Genomic DNA, 15889 nt, shown 5'->3' with positions numbered 1-15889 from the left:
TTGCCCGGATTCCATGAATCCGGGCGGTTCCGCGGTTTATTCGAGAATGGTGATGCGTTCGATCATCACCGGCTCAACGGGTACGTCGCGGTGGCCGTTACGGCTGCCGGTGGCTACCCCGGCAATGGCGTCGACGGTTTCCATCCCTTCCAGGACCCGGCCAAAGACGGCATAACCGAAGGCTGACGGTGTCGGCGCCTGGTGATTGAGAAAATCGTTGTCCACGACATTGATGAAAAACTGGCAGGTAGCGCTGTCGACGATCTGGGTGCGGGCCATGGCGATGGTGCCGCGTTTGTTGGCAAGACCGTTGTCCGCTTCATTTTTGATCGGGTCCCGCGTCGCCTTGTTTTCCATGTCGGCGGTCAGTCCCCCGCCCTGGATCATAAAGCCGGGAATGACGCGGTGGAAAATCGTGTTTTCATAAAACCCGCTGTTGACATAATCGAGAAAATTCGCCGTGGTGATGGGCGCTTTTTCCATGTCGAGTTCGATGGTTAGGTTTCCCATGCTGGTCTCGATGCGGGCCATGGTTTTGATGGGCGTCATAAGGCATTCTCCTGTAATGATTTTTGCGTTTTCCGGCACAAAGTGCGCGGGAGGCTGGTTGTATAACACTCCCGTGGATATTTTTCAAGATGGCGGCGGTTCCCTGTGCAGCAAAGCTGTTGCATCCTGGCGCTGATGAAAGGGCGATGAAATGCATGGTGTAATCAAAACGGTATTGCTGGCAAGTTTACTGTGGTTTGTATCCATGCCGATGCCCGCGGTCGTTCATGCCTTGACCGCAGCGGATGACACCCCGCAGGTGACGCTTGCGGGTGCGGCATGCCACTATCATGTCCGCGCGGGCGATCTGGCCGAAGCGCTGGGACTTTCCCGACAGGTGGATAAACACAGGACCTTAAAGGAGCTGGGGATTGGCACCCGGGATCTTGAGACGGCGCTGAAGTCCGTTGCCATCGGCGAAACAGAACCGCGGCGCGCCATGCATCGCGGTGCGGGCAGGGGCCTGGGCGGCGGCGCGGGCCGCGGTTATGGTGCTGCCGGACAAAACGGGACGCAAGGGCATCAGGAACGGCAGGTGGTGAGAGATGCTTATTGCTACCTGTTGTGGCCGGTGCTGCTCGGCGGCATGCTTTGGTGGCTGTTGCGCGGCGGGAGGTTCGAGGACGGCAGGCTCCTGCCGGTGACGAAGCGCTATGCACCCCTGGCAGGCCGTGCAACCCTGCTTCTGGTGGTGCTGTTTTTCGGTTTCGCCAGTGGCAAGTCACCGAATCCCATGGAAGCTCTGGTGAAGTATTTCAAGGCTCTGGCAGGGTTTTACGAAGGGGCCTGGAAATATTTCGGCGTCCTGATGTTTTTTACCCTGCTGTCCATTGTTGGAAACAAGCTGATATGCGGATGGGGCTGTCCCCTGGGTGCGTTGCAGGAACTTCTCTACGATCTGCCGTTGGTACGTCGCCGCAACAGGCTGCGTTTGCCCTTCAGGTGGACAATGCTGCTGAGAACCCTGCTTTTCGGCGGTTTTCTGGTGTTTACTTTCGGTCTGTTCGGTCGCAAATGGGTACTATACCACGGCATCAATCCCTTCAATCTGTTCGGTTTCGAGTTCGACTTGTTGTCCATCGGCGCGGTGGTGGTGGCGGTTTTGCTGCTGGCGCCGGCTGTCTATCGTCCCTTCTGCCAGTTGGTGTGTCCTTTCGGCTGGTATGCCTGGTTTTTTGAAAAAGCCAGTCTGACCGGCATCCGCATCGATCATGACCGCTGTATCGGCTGCGGTGCCTGCGATCGGGCCTGCCCGGTGGAAGCGGCGGGGGATCGCCTGTCCGGGAAAAGCTGGCCGGCGGAGTGTTACTCCTGTGCGCGCTGTCTGCGGGTGTGTCCGGTCGATGCCATTGATTACGGTCCGCGCTGGCGGCAAAAGAGCGAACCCTCCGGGGAGTGAGTCACAAAAATGCGCCTCGGCCGGCTGTCGACAGGGCTATCCCTTCCGATAACCCGGCTGGTTTTCCTGCGCCTTCCGCATCAGCTCGCTGCGCAGGCGATGCAGCGCAGCGCTCATGGCGACTTTGTAGACATGGGGATTGGTCAGGCGGGTCGTGCCTTTGGGAAGCCTGAGCATCTGCACGGCACAGCGGTCGGCCATGACCTCCAGGCCGGGAGCGGGAGACAGGATGCGTCCCGCACGCATCACCACCTGGCGTACTTCCTCGAAATTGACCTCGGTGGGGATTTTCTTGCTGCGGGACGGGTTGAGGGGGTCGAAGACGGTTGCGCCGGGCCGGGGCTGCTCATCTTCCAGGCAAATGATGTCGAGAACGTACCCGCCATCGGGCAACACGGCTCGCCAGAGTTTTTTGCGGTCCGGAAGGGTGGCTTTGGCGATATCGCTGGTCACTTTCAGTTTCGGCTGGTGATCGAAACGCACCAGCTTGTAGACGCCGCCGAGGGCGCCGCCGCCTTCCCCGCCACAGGTTGCCAGCTGTGTTCCCACCCCATAGATGTCGACACGGCCGCCTTCGCCCCGGATCGACTGGATGACGGTTTCATCCAGATCGCTGGAGGCGACGATTTTTATATCGGGGAACCCGGCTTCATCGAGCATGCGCCGCGCCTGTTTGCTCAGATAGGCCAGATCTCCGGAGTCCAGCCGGATGCCCTTGACCTCATGTCCTCTGGCGCGCAGTTCGCGGGCGACGATGATGGCGTTGGGCACACCGCTGGCCAGGGTGTCGTAGGTATCCACCAGCAGGATGCACTGTTCGGGAAAACAGTCGGCATAAGCCCGAAAGGCGCCCAGCTCATCGGGGAAGGCCATCACCCAGCTGTGCGCGTGGGTGCCTTTGACCGGAATGCCGAAGACCTGCCCCGCCCAGGTGTTGCTGGTGCTGCGGGCGCCTCCGATATAGGCGGCACGGGCTTCGCTGAGGCCACCGTCGGGGCCGTGCGCGCGGCGCAGACCGAACTCAACCACCACGCCGGGGGCGGCCACGCTGACGATACGGGCGGCCTTGGTGGCTACCAGGGTCTGAAAATTGATGATGTTGAGCAGGGCGGTTTCCACCAGCTGTGCTTCAGCCAGCTCGCCTTCAACTGTCAGCAGCGGTTCGTTGGCGAATACGATGGTGCCTTCCGGCGGGGCGATGACCTTGCCGCGGAACCGGAACTCCCGCAGAAAATCGAGGAATGCCGGTTTGAACATGCCGAGGTTTTGGAGGTAGGCCACATCCTGTGCGGTGAAATGCAGCTGAGACAGGTATTCGAGGGCCGGCTGCAGACCGGCGAAGACGGCGTATCCGCCCTGGTACGGGTTGCGGCGGAAAAACAGGTCGAATACCGCCGTCTGCCGGTGCATGCCTTTTTCGAAGTAGCCGGCCAGCATGGTCAGTTCGTACAGATCGGTCAGCAATGCGGAATAGCGGTAAGCGTCCATGACTCCTCCCTCGCTGCCGGTGTGACGTACGTGATGTCGCTATCAATTATAGCAACTGTTTCAATTATGCTAGTGTCGGCTCAGGGCTGGGCTACCTCGACCATGGCCGGGTGCAGCACCCGGATCAGATCCTGCGGTGCCATGGCTACCAGAAAGCCGCGCTTGCCGCCGTTGATGTAGATGACGGGCAGATCCGCGATGGTTCGCTCCATGTAAACCGGCATGGTCTTGCGGGTGCCGAAGGGAGAGGTGCCGCCCACCTGGTAACCCGAGTGCCGGTCGGCGGTCTGCGGCGCGCAGGGGATGACCTGTTTTGCCCCCAGCAGGCGCGCCAGTCCCCTGGTGGAAACCTCGCGATCGCCGTGCATCAGCACGATGAGCGGTTCTCCGGTTTCGGTTTCGAATATCAGGGTTTTGATCACGGCATGCTCATCCACCCCCAGTTCCCGGGCGCAGACGGCTGTGCCGCCATGGTCCTCATAGGTGTACAGGTGGCCGGTGAAGGTGATGTCGTGTTGCCGCAGCACGCGGATCGCGGGGGTGACGGGGTGCTTTTGCCTGGCCATGGCGGAAGTCCGGGTCAATGGGGGAAGGGAAAGGCGATCTGCAGCAGCAGACTGGCCAGCGTAACGGCGGCGGCCAGCATGGCCAGCCCGGAAAACAGGCCGGTGAGGGCGTTGCGGCCGCGTCCGGTCAGCGGCAGAATCAGTCCGAACGCCGCGCCGCCAAGTGCGCCGCCGAGATGTCCGGCATTGTCCGCGCCCATGATCAGCCCGAAAATGAAGGCAATGGCGGCCCACTGAAACATGAAATTGCGTACGCCGTGGCCGCGGGGACCCAGTCGGTGGAAATAGGCCGCAGCAAAGCCGATCAGTCCGAACAGCGAACCGGAGGCGCCCACCACCGGCACCAGCGGATGCCATGCCAGGCCCAGCAGGGTGGCGGTCAGGGCGGTGAAGGTGTACAGCACGAAGAACCGGGCCGGGCCGATCTGATCTTCGACCAGAGGCCCGACCTGGTAGAGTACCACCATGTTGAAGGCAAGATGTATGAGCCCGCCGTGGGTGTAGGCGTAGGTCAGGCAGCGCCACCATTGGTGGAACAGCAGCACTTCCGGGTTCCAGCGCTGGGCGCCGAAGTACATGAGCAGCCCCGTGGGGGATGCAGGATGGTCCCCAGGCCGAGACCGGCCAGCAGCGCCCGCAGTATCATCCAGGCGAACCAGAGCAGGTTGACGCCGATGATCAGCCGGGAGACGCACACCGGGCTGTAGGGCAGCCGCGGGTCGGAGACATAACCGGACAGGACGCGTTTCCAGCGCTGCAGGCGCCAGTGCCAGTGGAGGCGCGCAAAGGGCAGGACAAGATTATCCATGGTATTCAAAGACAGGGTTCCTTTCTGGGTCGGCTGTCGATACTATGGCAGAAAAGCATTCGCGGTTCAATAACTGACATTTTTTTGCATCAGGGACCAATGGCTATCCACGGACAAATCATCCCGCCGTAACAACGATCCCCGTAAAAGGACAAGGAGACGTATTGATGAGCATGGTATCCATAAATCCTGCCAGCGGTGAGCAGATCGAAACATTTGAGGAATACGATGCCACGAAGGTTATGGACATCATCGAGCGGGTTCATCGGGCATGGCTGGACTGGAGATATGCTTCTTTCGACCAACGCAGTGCAAGATTTCTGCGGATGGCGCGGCATTTGCGGGACCGTTCCGCGGACCTGGCGAGGCTGATGAGCCGGGAAATGGGCAAGCCGGTTGCCGAAGCCCGGGGGGAAGTCGAAAAATGTGCGTGGGTCTGTGAATACTATGCGCAACAGGCCTCTGCCATGCTGGCCGAACAACCTGTTGCCAGCGATGCATCCCGGTCCTGCGTGGCTTATCGTCCGCTGGGGGTGGTGCTGGCCGTGATGCCCTGGAATTTCCCCTTCTGGCAGGTGTTCCGGTTCGCGGCTCCGGCCCTGATGGCCGGCAACGCGGCTATCCTGAAACATTCGTCCAACGTGCCGCGCTGTGCCATGACGATTGAGGAACTGTTTACCGAAACAGGCTTCCCTGCGGATGTTTTCCGGACCTTGCTGGTCGGTTCCAGCGGCGTCGACAGCGTCATCGAGCATCCCCATGTCCGCGCCGTGACCCTGACCGGCAGCGAGCGGGCCGGGCGTAAGGTGGCCGCCAAAGCCGGGCAGATGCTCAAAAAAACGGTTCTGGAGCTGGGGGGAAGCGACCCTTTTATTGTTATGCCCGGCGCCGATCTCCAACAGGCTGCCATGGCCGGGGCCCGGTCCCGCTGCCTGAATTCGGGGCAGAGCTGCATCGCGGCCAAGCGGTTTATCGTGTTCGATGAGGTTTATGATGCATTTCTCGAACATTTCGGGGATGCCATGGCACGGCTGGTGATCGGCGATCCGCTGGACGATGCCACCCAGGTCGGTCCGCAGGCCCGCGGCGATCTGCGCGATGAACTGCATCAGCAGGTACTGACATCCATCGCTGCCGGCGCCCGCCTTTTGCTCGGCGGGCAGCCTCTGGAAGGGCCAGGGTTTTTCTACCCTCCGACCATTCTGGCCGAAGTCGCACCGGGTATGCCCGCTTACGATGAAGAGCTGTTCGGTCCGGTGGCGTCCGTGATCCGGGTGGCCGATGAACAGCAGGCGCTGACGGTGGCCAACGATACCCCCTTCGGCCTGGGCTGCTCGGTTTGGAATCGCGATGCGCGGAAGGCCGAAGCGCTGGCGGCGCGCGTCGAGGCCGGAGCGGTATTCGTCAACGGCATGGTCAAAAGTGATCCGCGACTGCCGTTCGGCGGCGTCAAGGCTTCGGGATACGGGCGGGAACTGGCCCGCTTCGGCATTCAGGAATTCGTCAATGTTCAGACCGTCTGGATCGCCTGAACACGTCGGCAACGAAAATATTGTAAACTTGATAATCACAGCAAGCTTTTGCCATAATGGCTGACAGCTCGATGCGGTAAGGCAGGCCATTGGAAATCGTGCGGATAAGCCGCGATGGCCGCTTTGCCACAGGGGAAAGGTTGACCGGTATTGCGTTTGGCGCTTCGGAAAAGGTGGATTGGAATCGGCTTTTTGGGGCTGGTTTTCGTACTGTGTTCTGTTTGGAGTCGGGCCGATAACAGGCAGCCGGAAGACACCGTCCGGCGGCACCTTCAGCAGATGATCGGGGAGACCGCAGCGGCCGGTGCGGTGGCTGATGCGTTTCTCGACGTGGAGGGGCTACGCATCCCCCTGCATCGGCATCTGCCGGATTTTTACCGGCGCCGCGATTTCAATCCGGCCTGGACCGATGCGCAGGGCCGCGTTTCCGTGGTGGCCTGGCAGTGGCTTGATCGCATCCAGGGGGTTGCGGCCGAGGGCTTGGATCCCCGGGATTATCATGTCGGGGTATTGGCCGCATCACTGGAAGCCGCACACGTCTCACGCGCCTATGAGGTTGACTGCGAGCCGGCGGGCCTGGCACTTATCGACCTGCTGCTGACCGACTCCTTTTTGAAGTATGTTTCCCAATTGTTCCCCAGCGGCGACGACGCGGCAGGGGCGGGGATGGAAGGGGCAAAGGTCGCCGTTGCCGATGCGGTTTCGGTGCTGAACCAGGTGCTGCGAAGACAGCAGGTGGGGGCTGTTCTGGACGCCCTGGCGTCCGAGCGTGCCGGTTACCGGCGCCTGCTGGTCTATCTGGAGCACTATCGTCGTCTGGACCTGGCCGGCGGCTGGCCGGTGCTGGATGACGGTCCGCCCGTGGCTTTGGGGCAGAGGGATTCCCGGTTGCCGGCGCTGCGGAGGGTTCTGGCTCTTGTCGGAGATCTGGATGCCGCTGCGTTGTCTTCCGGTCAGGTCATGGATCGCGTCACGGCGGAAGCCCTGAAGCGGTTTCAGGCGCGGCACGGGTTGCGCCCGGACGGTGTGCTCGGCCAACAGACACTGGCGCAGATCAATGTACCTGTTGTCCGGCGTATCGAACAGATCACCGTCAATCTGGAAAGGGAGCGCTGGCCCGACCGTGACGTCGGAGCTCGCTATCTGCAGGTCGACATTACCGATTTTCACCTGTCGGTATTCGATAGCGGTATTGAAGTCATGCGCATGCCGGTTGTCGTGGGCACCTCGTTTCGTCGCACGCCGGTATTTTCAGCCCTGATGACCTATCTGGTGTTTGCTCCTTACTGGACGGTGCCACCAACCATCCTCCAGCAGGACAAGCTGCCGCTGATCAAGGCCAACCCGAATTATCTGAAGGCCCATCACTACGAAATCGTGGCCTGGGGCAAGGATCCCGACCGCACTATCGATCCGCGGGGGATAAACTGGAAACAGGTGACGGCGGAAACCTTCCCCGGATTGCTGCGGCAGAAGCCGGGCCCCTGGAATCCGTTGGGCAGGGTAAAATTCATGTTCCCCAATGCCTACCATGTGTATCTGCACGATACGCCTTCCCGGCATCTTTTCGAAGAGCAGCAACGTACCTTCAGCTCCGGCTGCATTCGTATTGCCAGGCCTCTGGACCTGGCTGTTTTTCTGCTGGAAGGGCAGCAGGGCTGGAGCAAGGAGCGAGTCGCACGGGAAATGGCCCGGTCCAGGCCCTACACAGTATACCTGGAGCGTCCGCTGCCGGTGCACATCCTGTATCGCACCGCCTGGGTCGATACCCGGGGCCGCCTGCAGTTCCGCAACGATATCTATGAAAAGGACTCGGAGCTGCTTGGCGCGCTACGGCAGCGTTCCGTGCCGTCGGAAAATGACGGCAACGCGCCAGGTCCAAAGAACGATGCGCTCAACAGCGAACAGGACGGGGTCCGCCCGATGGTCAGATGAGGTTTTTGAGCCAGCCAAACGCCAGCAAGGTGCCGGCCGTTGACCCGAGGTTGGAAAACATGAAGACCAGCAGCACGCGGGTGAGGCGGTTTCCCCACCAGCCGCGCAGCGTGGCGATGTCGTCGCCGACGCTTTCAAGATCCTGCACCGTGGGGGCGGCCAGCCAGGCCTGAACCATGCCGCTGACGAATCCCGCGCCGATAGCCGGGTTCAGGGAGGTAAAGGGGGCCGCGACAAATGCGGCCGCAATGGAAAGGGGGTGCCCCAGGGCGACAACCGCTCCCAGCGCGGAGAGGATGCCGTGGGCCAGCAGCCAGGCCACCGCCGCGTCCGCGACAAGAGCCCGATCACCCATGAAAAAGCCCGCGGCGAACAGGACCGCCACCAACGCCGGAATCAGCCAGGGCAGCAGCCGGGATACGGAAGATTTGGGCGGAATTTCTTCCAGGGCCGCCAGTTCCCGTTCCGTCAGGGAGCAGGTGAGGTTTTTACGGATGCCGGGCAGATGCGCGGCGCCGACCACGGCCACGATTCTGTCGCCCGGCGCGTTGGCAATGTGATGCGCCATGAAGCGGTCCCGCTCGTCCACCAGCACCGCCTTGAGATCGGGCAGGCTGTCGCCCATTTCCTGCAACAGCGCGGACAAGGTGTCCTCCTGCCGCAGTCGGGCAAGCTGTTCTTCATCCAGTTGCGGATTTTCGAACATGCCTGTCAAAAGCGCGGAAAACAGCCTGAGCTTTTTGCAGAAGCCGGTGCGACGCCAGGCCCGCAGCAGGGTGGTGCGGATATTGCGGTCGATCAGGCACAACTGCATATGGCGGGTTTCCGCTTCCTCGGCGGCCGCGGCGAGTTCTTCCCCGGGCTTTACGCCGGTGCCGAGCCCCATGCGTTTCTGGAATGATGAAAGGGCCAGGTTGGCCAGCAAATAGGCACCCTGGCCGCGGCGCAGAACCTGCATCAAATTGAGGGAGCGCCAGCGATGAGGATCCTTGAGCGCCTGGTAGCGCTGTTCATCGAGTTCAACGCAGACCGTGTCCGGTTGCTCGGTGGCGATCACCTGGCGGACTGTCGCAACAGAATCCCTTGAAATATGGGCCGTGCCGATCAGAACGATCTGCTTGTCGGCCACATCGATGCGCAATATGTCGGTATCGCTGGATTCGGTGTTCATTGGCGGTTCCTGCACGGGTTGAAAGGAAGTATTTCGCGCTTCGGTACGGGTGCCCAGGGGACACGTTTGCCCCGGGACACTGTTGTCCGGCAAGGGGATCGTTATCGGCGGGATGCGTTCCTGGACCAGTTCCCATCCGGAAACGGCCCTTTTCCGCCGTGGCGGCGTCAATCCGCAGGCTTGCTTGTGCGGCGTACCGATGTACGCCTCCGCGCAACCCCTTGATTTCCTTGCCACAACGAAAAATTTCTCGTTTTCCATATGAAAACTACGCTGTATCCATCCAGAGTTTCCGGATGCGAACAAACTAGAAAGCGCCCGGCTCTTGTCCGCGCGCTTCCTTGATGCAAGCTCTCCACTGCTGCCGTGGGTTCTCAGGCCTCCAAGCGAGTCCTGAACAGGTGGGTATCGCAGAAGGCGCATCAGGCGTCCCAATCCAGGTTGGGCTGGCACACAGCACCTACGTGCTCTCCCCGTTTACAAAATTATACCGCTGGGGCAATCAGAACCTCACCTGCAGAGCAGAGAGCTTTTTCGCAACTTCACTATAGACAAAACCCCCGGCAGTGACAAGGGGGAATTTTTCAGGGTTTCCTTGCGCGATCGGGGACAGCTGGCCCGGAGTTTGCTTCTGGTGTGTTTGGCGCCTGAGTCGCCGGGGAGTACCGTCCCATTCACCTTTAAAAACCGCGGCATGGCTGCGGGCCTGTTTTGCGGATGTTGCCCGGTTACAATTCGCGGGGCAGGTGGGTGGCGTGTCTCTCATTAGATAGTGTTCGTCCGGTGTTGTGAGGTGATCCGTTTACACCGGAATGCGTGCCAGACAGGATATTATGAAGATTCGTACCAAAGTAATCGGCATGGGACTGATGCTGGTCGTGGTGACGGCATTGTCCATCGTGGGGATCGCCATTGACCAGGTGCATATCCTCGATGTCGCCATTCATGGAGAGCTGGAGCGGTTTATCCGCAGTGAAACCCAAAAGGTGGCGGAAAACGTCTATCTGATGTGCCGATCCGTTCAGCAGCAGCAGGATGAGGAACTGGAGCGCAATCTGCAGGTTGCCGCGCGTTTGCTGCGGGATGGCGGTGGGCTGTCTTTTTCCCGGGAAGAAGTCCTCTGGCAGGCTGTCAACCAGTTCGATCACAGCCGCAAAGCTGTCCGGCTGCCGATGGTGTCGGTCGGCGGCTCCTGGCTTGGCATGGATTCTGATCCGCACCGTCGCATGCCGGTGGTCGATACGGTGCAGAATCTTCTGGGGGTTACCTGCACCCTTTTTCAGCGCATCAACGAGCAGGGCGACATGTTGCGCGTAGCCACCACCATTCTTGACAATGATGGCCGGCGGGCATTGGGATCCTACATTCCGCATCGCAATCCGGATGGCCGGTTCAATCCCGTCATTGACGCACTGCTTCGCGGCCAGCCTTACACCGGCAGTTCGTTCGTGGTGAACGACTGGTATGTCACCCGCTACGAACCCCTGTTCGATCCCACCGGCAAAAAACTTGTCGGGGCCTTGTTTGTCGGCTATCTCCAGAAAAGCCTGGCGGGCTTGCGCAGTGCCATTCAGGATATTTCCGTCGGCAGAACCGGCTATGTTTCCATTCTTGGCAGCCAGGGAGGTCAGCGCGGCAAGCTGCTTATCGCACCCCGCAAGGAACAGTCGCAAGAGCCGGGCATAGCTGCTACGGATCGACAGAGTCTGCTCATAACCCAGCGCCTGTTGCAAAAAGCCTCGCGGATGGTCCGCGGGGGCGGCTCGGGAAAGATCCCCGTAACCTTCGAGCATTTTGTCGAGCGGGACACTGGAAACGGGAAGTTCCGGGATAAGCTGGTGGCCGTAACCTATTTCGAACCCTGGGACTGGGTTATTGTGGCCGGCGCCTACAAGGATGATTACGGCGATATTCAGAAAGGATTCGATGCTTCGCTGTCACGGGCTACTTTTCTGATTTTTCTCGTTGCTCTGGGGATCGTACTGTTTTCTCTGCTGGCGGGATTCTACCTCTCCCGCGGCATCGTTCGCCCACTGGAAAAGGCGATCCTGTTGTTCGACTGCATCGGCAAGGGGCGTCTTGACCACCACTTGAAGCTGGATCGCAAGGATGAAATCGGGCAGCTTGCCAAGGCGTTCAACCGCATGATCGACAATCTCAGGGAAGTGACGGCATCCCGTAATGAACTGAATCGGGAAATTATCGAGCGCAGCCGGGTTGAGATGGAACTCCGTGCTACCTCGGCTCAGCGCCGGGAGCTGGAAACGATTGTCAATCACAGCCCGGCCATGGCTCTTTTATGGCGTCTCGGGGAAACCTGGACGCTGGAATTTGTTTCGGACAATATCAGCCAGTTCGGTTACAAGGCCCAGGATTTTGTTTCCAGAGCCGTTCCGATGACCGATCTTGTGCCCGCCGATGATCTGGACAGACTCGCCGCCGGGCTCGATGCCTGCATAAAGCAGGGGCAGGAAGACCGCTTTTCGATGGAATGCCGCGTCATAAAGCACAGCGGCGAGATCTGCTGGGTGGATGCCAGACTGTGGCTGCGCCGTGACGAAAACGGGACGGTCACCCATTTGCAGGGGGTGCTGCTGGATGTCAGCGACCGAAAAAAAGTCGAGGAACAGGTGCGGATGCTGGCCTTTTACGATGCCCTGACCGGCTTGCCCAACCGCGCCCTGTTCATCAACCGCCTCGAACAAAGCCTGGCGCAGGCCACAAGGGATGGCCGGCTGCTGGCGCTGATGTATCTGGATCTTGACCATTTCAAGGCGATCAACGATACCTTCGGCCATGCTGCCGGCGATACGGTGCTGCAGTCTTCGGCTCAACGGATCAATTCCTGCCTGCGGCGCAACGATACGGTGGCGCGACTGGGCGGCGATGAGCTGGTCGTACTGTTGCCCGGTCTGGACGGGCCGGAGCAGGCCGAAACCGTTGCGCAAAAGATCATAAAGGTGATGTCGGCGCCTTTTCAGCTGGAGTCCTTCCAGGTGAGTGTAACGCCAAGCATCGGCATCGTGCTGTTTCCGGAACATGGGAATGTGATGGGAGAACTGCTCAAACGCGCGGATATTGCTTTGTATGCCGCCAAGGAGGGCGGCCGCAACAGGTATGCGCTGTTTTGCCCGGAAATGGAGCAGTCCAGCAAGATCGTCGGCGTCCGCCTGCATGGGCGCGCCGCAAGGCCGCTGGAACCAACGCAATCGAACGGGCCGGCGGAAGGGAATGTCTGAAAGACTCAGTCCGTGCGTTTGTTGACGCGGTAAACGAAGGCCAGGATTTCAGCGACCGCCTGGTAGAGTTCCGGCGGTATTTCCCGCCCCAGCGGAATTTTGCCGAGCACTTCTACAAGATCCGGATCGCGCACCACCTCCACGCCCGCTTCCCGCGCGACCGCCAGAATATTGGCCGCTACGGCGCCCTTGCCACTGGCGACGACCACCGGCGCGCTTTTGCCGTCCTGCTTGTAGGTCAGGGCGACCGCTTTATCGTTTTTCAGCTTGTCGGCCATGCATGCCTCTCAAATTCGCGTGTTGACGAAGCCGCGTATTGCTTCGCCGCATCTGTTTTCGAGTTTTTCTTCGGGGCGCGGGTTGCCGGTGGTGAACAGAATCTCGCGCCGCGACCCCAGATGCAGTGCCTCTTTGAGTTCCGCCGCACAGGCGCGAAGCCGCTCGCTGGCATGTTCCGATTGGCAGGTGAACCGGACCCAGAGGTCGTCCTTTTCCAGCAGCATGTCGACGCGCATCTCACCGAGGTTTTCCAGGTCGAGAAAAAGGCTCAGTTTTTTAGGCGTGGCGGGTTTTTCCCGCGGCGCGTCCACCGGATATTCAATAAGCAGCAAGCCCTGTTGCAGAAATGGCAGCGGCAATGGCAGCAGCGTGACGCCGGGCGTCTCCGACGCAAGATTGAACTGCTGCATCATCCGTAGCCCCTGGGCAAGTTTCGCTGCCCATTCAGCAAGGCTGTCATCCTCTTGACAATCGGCAGGCACGGCCTGTTCGATAGTCTCCATCAGAGAGGTTGACGTCTCCCCCCGCCGCAGCCGTGCCACTCCGAGATTTTGCAGCAACGCGGACAGGGCCGTGCCGTCGGCCGTTGCCGTTTCCAATCCAGCCATGAATGTCTGCAGAGCACCCTGGAAAACCTCGGGCCAGCGCTGTTTGGCGGCATTGCCGTCATTTTGCATCTGGCGCAGAAACGCTGGCAGCTGCCAGCCGGTTTCGAGAAGCTGCAGTGTCGCTCCCGTCGGGCTTGCCTGATTGTGGCCCAGGGCTTGCAGCCGGATCTGAGGCGCGGTTGCCGTGACATGCAGCAAAACCTGCTGTCCTTGCTGTAACGCCAGGGCGCAGCGCGCCGGCACCGCCTGTCCCTGCACATCCAGCAGGACTTGCCCGCCATCGCGAGCCAGAACCGTAGCCTGAAGAATCTGCCCCGGCTTCCAGGCCGGCTGCTGGTGGTCGGGCGACGGCCTGGTCCGGTTGTTTGCCGAGACCGGGGCGATAGTAAAGGTTGTGTCGGTAATTTTCATAGGGTCTCGTCGGCCGACCTGGTTCCAATCTTTAATGCATGCACCGTTTTTTCGTTCCCGCTTCGAAAAAAGTGCTAAAGATCGGATTTTGGTATGCCGATAGATAATTAAACTGGCTGTTATTTTTGCGGGAGATTATTCATGGCGTACACGGCACTGATATTGGGCGACTCTTCGGCGAGCCGGGAAAAGGTTGCGGCATGTCTTGAAGGCACCGGGCTGATCCAACGCAAGCTGTATTGCAAGGACGCGCGACGGGCCATACGCTGGTTGAGCGAATACGATATCGACATCGTGTGCTGCGACTGGCGCTGGCAGGCCCGCGAGGAAATCGCGGACATGGTCGGGGTTCTGCGGCGGCGGCCCGAGTGGCACGATCTGCCGGTATTGCTGTTCACGCGCGGCGACGACCGCGAACTCTGGATGGCGGGGATGGAAATCGGCGTCAGCGAATGCCTGCCTCTGGAACTGGCCATGCAGGAGCATCGTGTCAAGATCCGCTGGCACCTGAAGAACCGCGAGCGTATCCAGGAACTGCACAAGGCCCAGAGCCAACTGGCCCGCATTGCGCTTTCCGACAGCCTGACCGGGCTGTTCAACCGGGCCTATTTCGATGCGAGCATCGGTCAGGAAATCGCGCGATGCGCGCGGCGCAACCTGTCGCTGACGCTGCTTATGGTCGATCTGGACCATTTTAAAACGATCAATGACACCTACGGCCATCTGGCCGGCGACCGGGCCCTGGAAGCGGTGGCTCAGGTGCTCACTGCCCAAAGCCGGACCAGCGACACCGTGTGCCGTTTCGGTGGCGAGGAGTTTGCCATTATCCTTCCTGAAACCAGCGGCGCCAACGCACTGGTGGTGGCCGAGCGGATCCGGAAAAAAATCGCGGCACTGGATGTCGGATTTCCTCTGACCGCCAGCATCGGTGTCGGTTCCGCCAAAGTGACCAATTCCCTGACTCCCGATCACCTGATCGCTGAAGCCGATGGCGCCCTGTATGAGGCCAAACGACGAGGCCGCAACCGGGTTGAATCCTCGGCTCTCAATACCGGTGTGGTATCCGAGTTGCGCCTGTTTCGTGGCTTCAGAGCCGCCGTGGCGACGGCTTGAGGTATGGCGGGACGCGGTTTGCGCAGCGCGGGACGCGAAAACCTGGTCTGTTGACAACAGCAACCGCCGAAGACACCGCAACTGCCAACTGATTACCTGCTGCCCATCATCAGTGCCATCAGCCGGGTTTTTGCCTGCATGCCGCGAAAATGTTCGGCCAGGCAGAACATCGCGATTTTTTCCCTGTCTTCCGATGTGATTCGAACGATTTTAAGGGCCATTTTGCGACCCTTTCTGGTTGCGTTTCCCAGGCTTAAGACCTGCGCTTCGCAATGCAGGGATTCCAGGGTTGTGCCGGGCAGAATCATTTGCAGGCTGAGCAATGTGCCCGTGCGAAGGGTGTCCTCGGTCAGGAAACTCAATCCCTGCTGGCTGAGGCTTACCTGGGTGCGCGCTGGTTGTGGCCGTGCCATTTCGCCAGGTTGGTCTTTCCAGAAGGCCAGATAAATTGCGGTTTCAACACGCAGGTTGCGTCGCTGGTGGTCGTGAACCTCATGCTGCTCGATGCGCAACCGAATCCGGCGCGGATGATCCTGTTTTTCAAGGCTGGCCCGGATGGTATGGAAATGCATCCCCTGATCGCACTGAAGGTGCCATCCGGCGTGCGGGTCCAGCCCTGACACGGGCCAGTCGGAGGGAAACAGCTGCAGGTCGAGCTGGTTTGTGCCGTGCAGCCGGGCCATGCCGTCGAGCTGCAGCGGTTCGCCCTGGGTGGTCGGAACAAGGATCTCGACCAGGTGCCAGTCATGAAGGACGTTCAGTGGCTCGTCGGTCAGTGTCATGGCGTTGAC

14 protein-coding genes and 1 other RNA gene are annotated in these 15889 nt (G+C 60.2%); 5 read left to right on the top strand and 10 right to left on the bottom strand.

Annotation, left to right across the window (positions count from 1 at the left end; genetic code table 11):
• Window positions 1-36: 36 nt before the first annotated feature.
• Window positions 37-549, bottom strand: coding sequence for a peptidylprolyl isomerase (locus A6070_RS10030; RefSeq protein WP_072285626.1), 513 nt, complete (start codon window positions 547-549; stop codon window positions 37-39).
• Window positions 550-754: 205 nt separating this feature from the next.
• On the opposite strand from A6070_RS10030, the gene A6070_RS10025 reads away from it, so the two are divergent.
• Window positions 755-1948 carry a 4Fe-4S binding protein gene (locus tag A6070_RS10025; RefSeq protein WP_158513966.1) on the top strand — a complete coding sequence of 398 codons (1194 nt, stop codon included), beginning with the start codon at window positions 755-757 and terminating at the stop codon, window positions 1946-1948.
• A gap of 36 nt (window positions 1949-1984) precedes the next feature.
• Here A6070_RS10025 and A6070_RS10020 read toward each other — a convergent pair whose 3' ends face one another.
• The 4 genes from A6070_RS10020 to A6070_RS15415 all read right to left on the bottom strand — a co-directional run bounded on the left by A6070_RS10020 (window position 1985) and on the right by A6070_RS15415 (window position 4819).
• Entirely contained in the window at window positions 1985-3436 is a 1452-nt protein-coding gene (locus tag A6070_RS10020) for a nicotinate phosphoribosyltransferase (protein ID WP_072285624.1), read from the bottom strand.
• An 80-nt stretch (window positions 3437-3516) separates the two neighbouring features.
• Window positions 3517-4002, bottom strand: coding sequence for a Cys-tRNA(Pro) deacylase (gene ybaK / locus A6070_RS10015; protein ID WP_072285623.1), 486 nt, complete (start codon window positions 4000-4002; stop codon window positions 3517-3519).
• 14 nt (window positions 4003-4016) lie between these two features.
• On the bottom strand, window positions 4017-4580 hold the full coding sequence (locus tag A6070_RS10010; protein WP_145928206.1) for a rhomboid family intramembrane serine protease: 564 nt from the start codon (window positions 4578-4580) through the stop codon (window positions 4017-4019).
• Window positions 4514-4819 (bottom strand): hypothetical protein, encoded by a 306-nt coding sequence (locus A6070_RS15415; protein ID WP_145928205.1) that lies wholly within the window; start codon window positions 4817-4819, stop codon window positions 4514-4516. The genes A6070_RS10010 and A6070_RS15415 overlap by 67 nt, the downstream gene beginning before the upstream one ends.
• Window positions 4820-4977: 158 nt before the next feature.
• On the opposite strand from A6070_RS15415, the gene A6070_RS10005 reads away from it, so the two are divergent.
• Both A6070_RS10005 and A6070_RS10000 read left to right on the top strand, forming a co-directional pair.
• Window positions 4978-6342 carry an NAD-dependent succinate-semialdehyde dehydrogenase gene (locus tag A6070_RS10005; RefSeq protein ID WP_072285621.1) on the top strand — a complete coding sequence of 455 codons (1365 nt, stop codon included), beginning with the start codon at window positions 4978-4980 and terminating at the stop codon, window positions 6340-6342.
• Window positions 6343-6621: 279 nt separating this feature from the next.
• Window positions 6622-8277 carry a L,D-transpeptidase family protein gene (locus A6070_RS10000; protein ID WP_145926333.1) on the top strand — a complete coding sequence of 552 codons (1656 nt, stop codon included), beginning with the start codon at window positions 6622-6624 and terminating at the stop codon, window positions 8275-8277.
• Here A6070_RS10000 and A6070_RS09995 read toward each other — a convergent pair.
• On the bottom strand, window positions 8270-9448 hold the full coding sequence (locus A6070_RS09995; RefSeq protein WP_072285619.1) for a TraB/GumN family protein: 1179 nt from the start codon (window positions 9446-9448) through the stop codon (window positions 8270-8272). The genes A6070_RS10000 and A6070_RS09995 overlap by 8 nt on opposite strands.
• A gap of 348 nt (window positions 9449-9796) precedes the next feature.
• Window positions 9797-9979, bottom strand: a non-coding RNA gene (gene ssrS, locus A6070_RS09990) — 6S RNA.
• A 302-nt stretch (window positions 9980-10281) separates the two neighbouring features.
• Between ssrS and A6070_RS09985 the strand changes: the two genes are divergently transcribed.
• Window positions 10282-12687: a Cache 3/Cache 2 fusion domain-containing protein gene (locus A6070_RS09985; protein ID WP_072285618.1), complete on the top strand. Its 2406-nt coding sequence runs from the start codon at window positions 10282-10284 to the stop codon at window positions 12685-12687.
• A 5-nt stretch (window positions 12688-12692) separates the two neighbouring features.
• On the opposite strand, the gene A6070_RS09980 is transcribed toward A6070_RS09985, so the two are convergent.
• Together A6070_RS09980 and fliK are read right to left on the bottom strand one after the other, a co-directional pair.
• Window positions 12693-12965: an EscU/YscU/HrcU family type III secretion system export apparatus switch protein gene (locus A6070_RS09980; RefSeq protein WP_072285617.1), complete on the bottom strand. Its 273-nt coding sequence runs from the start codon at window positions 12963-12965 to the stop codon at window positions 12693-12695.
• Between the two features lie 9 nt (window positions 12966-12974).
• On the bottom strand, window positions 12975-13985 hold the full coding sequence (fliK, locus tag A6070_RS09975) for a flagellar hook-length control protein FliK (protein ID WP_072285616.1): 1011 nt from the start codon (window positions 13983-13985) through the stop codon (window positions 12975-12977).
• Between the two features lie 141 nt (window positions 13986-14126).
• On the opposite strand from fliK, the gene A6070_RS09970 reads away from it, so the two are divergent.
• Entirely contained in the window at window positions 14127-15098 is a 972-nt protein-coding gene (locus tag A6070_RS09970) for a GGDEF domain-containing response regulator (RefSeq protein ID WP_072285615.1), read from the top strand.
• A gap of 92 nt (window positions 15099-15190) precedes the next feature.
• Here the strand turns inward: A6070_RS09970 and A6070_RS09965 are convergent, their stop codons facing one another.
• Complete coding sequence (locus A6070_RS09965) at window positions 15191-15880, bottom strand: PilZ domain-containing protein (RefSeq protein ID WP_072502076.1); 690 nt, start codon at window positions 15878-15880, stop codon at window positions 15191-15193.
• Between the last annotated feature and the right edge of the window lie 9 nt (window positions 15881-15889).

The sequence above is a fragment of the Syntrophotalea acetylenica genome (assembly GCF_001888165.1).
Taxonomy (GTDB): domain Bacteria; phylum Desulfobacterota; class Desulfuromonadia; order Desulfuromonadales; family Syntrophotaleaceae; genus Syntrophotalea; species Syntrophotalea acetylenica.
Note: the sequence above shows the minus strand (reverse complement) of the source record. Positions and strands in the feature narration are given on the sequence as shown.

Bases quoted from the DNA above. Each gene is read 5' to 3' on its own strand.
- A6070_RS10010 (WP_145928206.1), bottom strand. From the start codon at position 4,580: ATGTACTTCGGCGCCCAGCGCTGGAACCCGGAAGTGCTGCTGTTCCAC.
- A6070_RS10000 (WP_145926333.1), top strand. From the start codon at position 6,622: ATGATCGGGGAGACCGCAGCGGCCGGTGCGGTGGCTGATGCGTTTCTC.
- A6070_RS10020 (WP_072285624.1), bottom strand. From the start codon at position 3,436: ATGGACGCTTACCGCTATTCCGCATTGCTGACCGATCTGTACGAACTG.
- A6070_RS09965 (WP_072502076.1), bottom strand. From the start codon at position 15,880: ATGACACTGACCGACGAGCCACTGAACGTCCTTCATGACTGGCACCTG.
- A6070_RS09995 (WP_072285619.1), bottom strand. From the start codon at position 9,448: ATGAACACCGAATCCAGCGATACCGACATATTGCGCATCGATGTGGCC.
- A6070_RS10005 (WP_072285621.1), top strand. From the start codon at position 4,978: ATGAGCATGGTATCCATAAATCCTGCCAGCGGTGAGCAGATCGAAACA.
- A6070_RS09985 (WP_072285618.1), top strand. From the start codon at position 10,282: ATGAAGATTCGTACCAAAGTAATCGGCATGGGACTGATGCTGGTCGTG.
- A6070_RS10025 (WP_158513966.1), top strand. From the start codon at position 755: ATGCCGATGCCCGCGGTCGTTCATGCCTTGACCGCAGCGGATGACACC.
- A6070_RS09970 (WP_072285615.1), top strand. From the start codon at position 14,127: ATGGCGTACACGGCACTGATATTGGGCGACTCTTCGGCGAGCCGGGAA.
- ybaK (WP_072285623.1), bottom strand. From the start codon at position 4,002: ATGGCCAGGCAAAAGCACCCCGTCACCCCCGCGATCCGCGTGCTGCGG.
- A6070_RS09980 (WP_072285617.1), bottom strand. From the start codon at position 12,965: ATGGCCGACAAGCTGAAAAACGATAAAGCGGTCGCCCTGACCTACAAG.
- fliK (WP_072285616.1), bottom strand. From the start codon at position 13,985: ATGAAAATTACCGACACAACCTTTACTATCGCCCCGGTCTCGGCAAAC.
- A6070_RS10030 (WP_072285626.1), bottom strand. From the start codon at position 549: ATGACGCCCATCAAAACCATGGCCCGCATCGAGACCAGCATGGGAAAC.